Below are 5970 nucleotides of genomic sequence, written 5' to 3'. Positions count from 1 at the left end.
GGGGAGAGGGGGAGAGGGGGAGAAGGGGAGCAAGGGAGAAACAGTTATCTGTTTGCTGTCTTCACTGTTGACTGCTCGCTGTAAAAGGCTGTCTTCACCTCCCCATTAAAAATGTTGGTTGACCAGTTGCTCGAGGTTGACGTAGGGAATGCCTCCCGATTCTTGAATGCTCGTCCCACTCATGCGACTCGAGAGACTGTAGAGAACCTCTTCGGGGTTGCGACTGTTAGCACCGCTGAGGGTAAATAGAACGTTCGTACTGTTACAACCGGCTCGGGTGCTGTTGACCGTACAGACAACAGATTGACTGTTAACGCGACCGACCGTTAAATATAGCCCCGACAGGCTTCGACCGTTGTTTTGCAAGAGGTCGTTGAGCCGTGCGGTGACTTCTTGACAGCGACGAGCGGGAGGATATCCAGCTTGACTGAACGCATCGCTCGTCCAGACTACGATCGGCTCGGAAGCTCGTCCGGCCTGACTTAAGGCGACGGTGAAATGAACGCCGTCTGTGGTGCGACATTCAAAACCAGTCGCCGGTTGAGCGACGCTCGATTTCGCGGCTAAGAGGGGAAGTTGAGCGGCAATCAGTCCCGCGATCGCCCATCGATAGAAGTTCTTCATCGTTCGTGCTGCGTACTCTCGTTTCGGGTCATATCGGCTACGACGCGAAATCGATCGAAAAAGCTCCCCGATCGGGAAAGTTGGTTGTGTTTCGGTTCCAAGGTATCTCAAAATGATGGCGGGCGTCGATCTGCAACGACACCCGCCCGAGGCGATAACAGCGAGATCGCTCGAGGTTTATCGCGATCGTTTAACCGTTTCGCCCTTCGTTAAAAGATCGATAACCTCGGTGGGCGTCGTACAAGTGACAGCGATCGGTAATTTCTTTCATTAACGACCAAGAAAACGTTTTTTCGATCGTATAGGTTCCCCAATGCTCTTTTAAGGCGCGATGGGCGCGACGTAAGTTGTACCAAGGAATCGCTGTCGAAATGTGGTGGGGAAGGTGAACGTTAATGTCGTGACAGAGAACTTCTACCCACGCCGGATAAGAACAGTGAACGGTTCCACACAGTTGGGCGCGAGCTTCGTTCCACTCCTCGGCCGGTTGAAACTGAATCTCGGGGAGGGTGTGGTGAACCAGGGTAAAGGTACTCATCCAGAAGTGATACACCATCCAGGGCATCAGCCAGAATTTGACGAATCCCCAGATTCCCGTGGTGGCGATGAGGAGCGGGAAGCCCACGCAAGCGGCGACGATAACGAACAATGCTGAAAACCGCACCTGTTCTCGCTGTTTGCCAGAAAACAAGTTCCAGTTAAAGTGTTGGACGAGCCAGTGTCCGATCGAACCGACCCACCAGAACCGCCCGCGAACGGCGGTGTAGATGCCCCGTTCGATCGCCGATAAGTTGCGATAGACTTCGGGACGATAGGGATCCCAAGCGTTATCGACTTCTAATTTATTGGTGTGTTTGTGATGGTAGTTATGTTGAATTCGCCAGCCGTGAAACGGATAAATCAGCGGCAAAAACATGATGTGACCGACGAGATCGTTGACCCATTTTCGATTAGAAAAAGAGCGATGTCCTGCATCGTGACCGAGAACGAACCATCCTGTCAAAACAGTTCCTTGAAATACCCACAAAAACGGTAATAAATACCAAGGGGAAATGGCAATTCCAATATAGCCGATCGCGGCGAGGGCAATATCGGTAAAAAACGCCGTCCAAGCTCGAATCGGACGTTTTTTAAAAACGTCTCGTGGCAACGTTTTTAAAATGTCTTTCATGCGAACGTCAGCATCGAGTGTAGGTGGTTTCGATGCTTCTGGTTTCGTCAATACTCCGGTCATGAAAAGATGTCTCTACTGTTGTCAGGCTGTTTTTCAATGCCGAAATTTCAGACAAAAAAAATTCACTGGCGGCGACAGGTCGATCGCCCCAATTTTGAGCCAGTGAAACTTGTCACAAGGGTTTCGGCAAAGCGAAAAAAAACTTCAACTTTTATACCATACTTTGGGGATCGTTCTCGAGCGATCGCGCTCGAAAAACGACGGGCGATCGCGATCGCCTTAAGCTCGATATCCAGTGCGATCGAATCGGGACTCTACTGACACGACGATGTCAACCGCGATCGTCGTCGTGTCAGTAGTTCTGAGAGGACAGACGACATTTGGACTTCGAGGCGAAGTGGAAACGGTCACGCAAACACAAACATGAGAGTTTCAACCTTCTTCAATGTGTTCCCCTCGAACCCCGTCAGTATCGCCCCATCAAAGCGGAACCATATCGGAATACTCCGTCAACAGATCCTCGGCGGTCAAACTGTCCGTTTCCGCTTGAGGCGTCCACAGTAGCTCGAACACCAGCAGATAGTCCGGCGTCACGGCGGCGATTTTCTGCATCGCCTGTTCGAGATCTTCAGCCGAATTGACCCCTTCAAACAGCGGCTTGTCGTCTTCTGTTCCGACTAACATCGTCACCACGATATATTCAGCCGGTTCGACTCCTTCGTCGAGGTCGGCCGCTCGTTCTCGGACGCGACCGCCGACATTGGAAAAGGTTTCGGCGCTAAACTTACTGCGTTCGGCGATCGACTCTCGGCCGAATGCCTGTTCGGCCGCTTCCCGACTCTTGAAGGTTTCGGAACTCGCCCGAGCGTGCGTCCAATATTCGGGTTGACGTAGCAGGGCGATCGCACACTCTTGTAGGTATTGAGCTAATCCCTCGCGGGAGTCGAGGTCGGCATCGCGGCTCAGATCGGTCAACTTGGACTGAACGGTTCGCGCTTCCGCCAGCAGTGCCACTTGGAGTTTTGTGACAGTCACGATATCGTTCTCCAACTCCCGAGCGACCCCGGCCGCCGTGCGATCGCTCGCGTTGCGATCTTGGCGAGACATCAGCCACCAAACGAGGAAGATAACGCCCCCGAGAACCAACAGCAGCAATAAGAACTTCACCCAGGAATTCCCCGAAGACCGGCGAGTTTGACTTCGGATCGCTGCGTCTGAGTCCGTTTGGCGATCGACTGTAGGGGTGGTAACGGATTCGGTGTTGGCGTTAGCCGGTTCGGCCCGTCCCGCACTCGGCGCGTTGGGAACGACGGGGGTGTAGTAATTGCGCGAGGGCTGTTCGACTTCGACTTCTAACTCGTAGTTATTGCGCTGGTAAGTCGGAGAAGTGCGATCGGGAACGCCCGTAGGAGCCGGTCTCGGCGTCGAAGTCGGCGTCGATCGCGGGACGGCGTTCGGTGTAGAGGTGGGAGCGGGGGTCGGCGTGCGCTGGAACGACCCGCCCCGAACGCGACCACCCGTCCGGCCGCTATTACTTGAAGATGGTGTCGGAGTGCTGCGCGGCTGGGATGTTGGAGTACTGCGCGGCTGAGGTGTTGGAGTGCTGCGCGGCTGAGGGGTGCGCGATCGCGTACTGCTACCGCTGCTGCTACCGCTCGAGGACGGCGAGGAACTGCGAGAACGGGAGGGAGACGATCGACTCGGACGGGAGAACGACCCGCCGCGACTGCGACCGCCGCTACTCCGTTTGGCTTCGGCTGTTTCGACGCCGAATTGGGGTATCGGGGGTCTTTCTCTAACATCGATCGTCGTCTGGTTGACGAACCAGACCGCTAGCAGACTGGCGAGGAAAAGATTAAACTTACGCATGGTTGTGTTGGGTCAAGCATCAAAGCATGGCAACCCGATAGCAATTTGAAGATGGCGGCATTGTCCGAACGACGATTACAGGTCGATGGCGAACTCCCGAACAGTACCCTTGGCGATCGCGCGGCGAAATCTTCTACAAGCCGTTCTCGGAGCGATCGATCGTTGAAATTCAGCCTTACGAATGCCTCGATCGCTCGTAGCCGTCTGTTTCTTCCAGGTTAGCATCGCTCAATAAGTCCGGTCGGCGCTCCCGCGTCCGTCTGAGTTGTTGTTCTCGCCGCCATTGGGCGATTTTGGCGTGGTTGCCCGAGAGTAACACTTCGGGAACGGCGTAATCGCGAAACACGGGAGGACGGGTGTAGTGGGGATAATCGAGGAGTCCGCCTTCAAAGCTATCGGCTTCTAGAGATGCCGTTTTACCGACCGTTCCCGGTAGCAGGCGCACGACTCCATCGATTAAAGCGAGCGCGGGAATTTCACCGCCAGTCAATACGAAATCCCCCAAGGACACTTCTCGCGTTACCAGGTGCATGACCCGTTCGTCAATGCCTTCGTAGCGTCCGCAAATCAGCACCAGTTGGTCGGCCTCGGTCGCCCACTGTTTAAACAGGCTTTGCGTCATCGGTTCGCCTTGGGGCGAAAGAAATACCACTTCCCGCCGAGGCAACACGGGTAACGATTCGACAGCCGCGAAGAGTGGTTCGGGTTTCATGACCATCCCGACTCCCCCACCGTAGGGTTCGTCGTCTACCCGCCGATGTTTGTCTGTGGTGAAATCCCTGGGGTTCGTTCGGTGAACTTCGGCGATCTGTCGGTCGAGCGCTTTTCCGAGAAGTCCGACCTGTAGCGGGCCAGAAAAAAATTCAGGAAATAGCGTAACGATATCAAATCTCACAGAATTGAGGTTCGGACAAAGGATAGGATGTACTTTCACTTTATCAGTTCGACGGCGACCGGACGGACGGCAATTGTCGAATTTCTCGAAGGTCTAGCGGATCTGACCGTGCAGGAGAACGAACGCGAGGTGATATGATAGACGAGCTTAGGTGCGACCGTTAATTTGGCGGCGAGTCGCTCGTTTTCTGCTGTCACTCAGCGTTAGAACTTCCTGCAACTTGTCGGCGCGAGGTGCGAAAACGTTGGCCTGTAGCACGAGGTCTGTGGTGCGAACGAATACTGAAGCTACAGGCTCAGCCTGGGACTCGTTCTCCATCGATCGCCAACCCGCTCGTTCGGCGACCGATCGGTTTCAAAGCGCGTTCGCGTCGATCGGTGCGTGGCACGTTCGTCGTTACGTCCAGACCGATCGCCGTTGCCTTCAGTCCAACTTACGCCCCAAACTCCTATGATGCAGACAGATTCTCAATCTCTCGAACCGACGATGTCTCATTCCCCTCAAACGACTATTTTGGTAATCGGCGGCGCGGAAGATAAGGTTCACGGGCGCGAAATCCTACAGACGTTTTTCAGCCGTTCGGGTGGACGAGACGCTCGTATTGCAATCATACCCTCGGCATCCCGAGAGCCTGCCGCGATCGGCAACCGTTATCGCGATATTTTTGAGGATATGGGTGCGAAAGCCGTCCAAATCCTCGATATTCGAGAACGCTATCAAGGGGAAGACCCCATTTGGCAAAACTACCTCGAAGGCTGTACGGGGGTTTTCATGACGGGGGGCGACCAACTGCGGCTGTGTTCGCTGTTGGCAGATACGCCGTTGATGGAGAAAATCTTACTGCAAGTGCAACGGGGCGAAATCGTACTGGCTGGAACGAGTGCGGGTGCGGCGGTAATGGGACACCACATGATCGCCGGTGGTGGAAGCGGCGAGTCTCCCAATCGATCGCTGGTGGATATGACGACGGGCTTGGGAATTTTGCCCCAAGTCATTGTAGACCAACACTTTCAAAATCGAAATCGCATGGCCCGGTTGATCAGTGCCATCGCGTGTCATACCGATCGCCTGGGAATCGGTATCGACGAAGATACTTGTGCCATGTTTGAAGGTGCAGATACGATCGAGGTGATGGGAAAAGGCACAGTGACGGTGATCGATCCCGGAGAAGTGTTATATACGAACGAACCGAACGTCGGGGCGATCGATCCGTTGAGCGTGTTCAACCTCCGCGTTCACGTTCTCACGCACGGCGATCGCTACAATATGCAGACGCGAACGGTGGATTTTCCCGAACAACGCTTGAGTGCTTAGGAGGCGTTGGCTGAAGTTTCGACGCAGAGACGGGTGAACGGACGACGACTGCAACGGTGGGGATGGGGTATCGTGTTGGGGGGGGGGGGGGGGG

Annotated in this window: 6 protein-coding genes; 2 read left to right on the top strand and 4 right to left on the bottom strand. The window is 54.7% G+C overall.

The genetic code is table 11. The annotated features are described in order from the left end of the window. Positions 1–105: 105 nt before the first annotated feature. The 4 genes from POG22_RS19545 to trmD form a co-directional block, all read right to left on the bottom strand. Complete coding sequence (locus tag POG22_RS19545; RefSeq protein ID WP_063714798.1) at positions 106–624, bottom strand: COP23 domain-containing protein; 519 nt, start codon at positions 622–624, stop codon at positions 106–108. A gap of 190 nt (positions 625–814) precedes the next feature. Next, positions 815–1858: a fatty acid desaturase gene (locus tag POG22_RS19540; RefSeq protein ID WP_063714797.1), complete on the bottom strand. Its 1044-nt coding sequence runs from the start codon at positions 1856–1858 to the stop codon at positions 815–817. A 420-nt stretch (positions 1859–2278) separates the two neighbouring features. Further along, positions 2279–3667 carry a DUF1517 domain-containing protein gene (locus POG22_RS19535; RefSeq protein ID WP_498906870.1) on the bottom strand — a complete coding sequence of 463 codons (1389 nt, stop codon included), beginning with the start codon at positions 3665–3667 and terminating at the stop codon, positions 2279–2281. A gap of 175 nt (positions 3668–3842) precedes the next feature. Beyond that, a complete protein-coding gene (gene trmD, locus POG22_RS19530; protein ID WP_498906871.1) occupies positions 3843–4562 on the bottom strand; it encodes a tRNA (guanosine(37)-N1)-methyltransferase TrmD in 720 nt (239 codons plus the stop codon). A 268-nt stretch (positions 4563–4830) separates the two neighbouring features. Between trmD and POG22_RS19525 the strand changes: the two genes are divergently transcribed. Together POG22_RS19525 and POG22_RS19520 are read left to right on the top strand one after the other, a co-directional pair. Further along, a complete protein-coding gene (locus POG22_RS19525; protein WP_498906869.1) occupies positions 4831–5016 on the top strand; it encodes a hypothetical protein in 186 nt (61 codons plus the stop codon). After that, on the top strand, positions 5013–5876 hold the full coding sequence (locus tag POG22_RS19520; RefSeq protein WP_498906868.1) for a cyanophycinase: 864 nt from the start codon (positions 5013–5015) through the stop codon (positions 5874–5876). The genes POG22_RS19525 and POG22_RS19520 overlap by 4 nt, the downstream gene beginning before the upstream one ends. Positions 5877–5970: the final 94 nt, after the last annotated feature.

Origin of the sequence: Geitlerinema sp. CS-897 (assembly GCF_028368005.1) — a bacterium.
Lineage (GTDB): Bacteria > Cyanobacteriota > Cyanobacteriia > Cyanobacteriales > Geitlerinemataceae > Baaleninema > Baaleninema simplex.
This window is presented reverse-complemented; position numbering and strand designations above follow the sequence as displayed.

Excerpts from the sequence above, each read along its gene's own strand:
- POG22_RS19545 (WP_063714798.1), bottom strand. The coding sequence starts at position 624 with ATGAAGAACTTCTATCGATGGGCGATCGCGGGACTGATTGCCGCTCAA.
- POG22_RS19540 (WP_063714797.1), bottom strand. The coding sequence starts at position 1,858 with ATGACCGGAGTATTGACGAAACCAGAAGCATCGAAACCACCTACACTC.
- POG22_RS19535 (WP_498906870.1), bottom strand. The coding sequence starts at position 3,667 with ATGCGTAAGTTTAATCTTTTCCTCGCCAGTCTGCTAGCGGTCTGGTTC.
- POG22_RS19520 (WP_498906868.1), top strand. The coding sequence starts at position 5,013 with ATGATGCAGACAGATTCTCAATCTCTCGAACCGACGATGTCTCATTCC.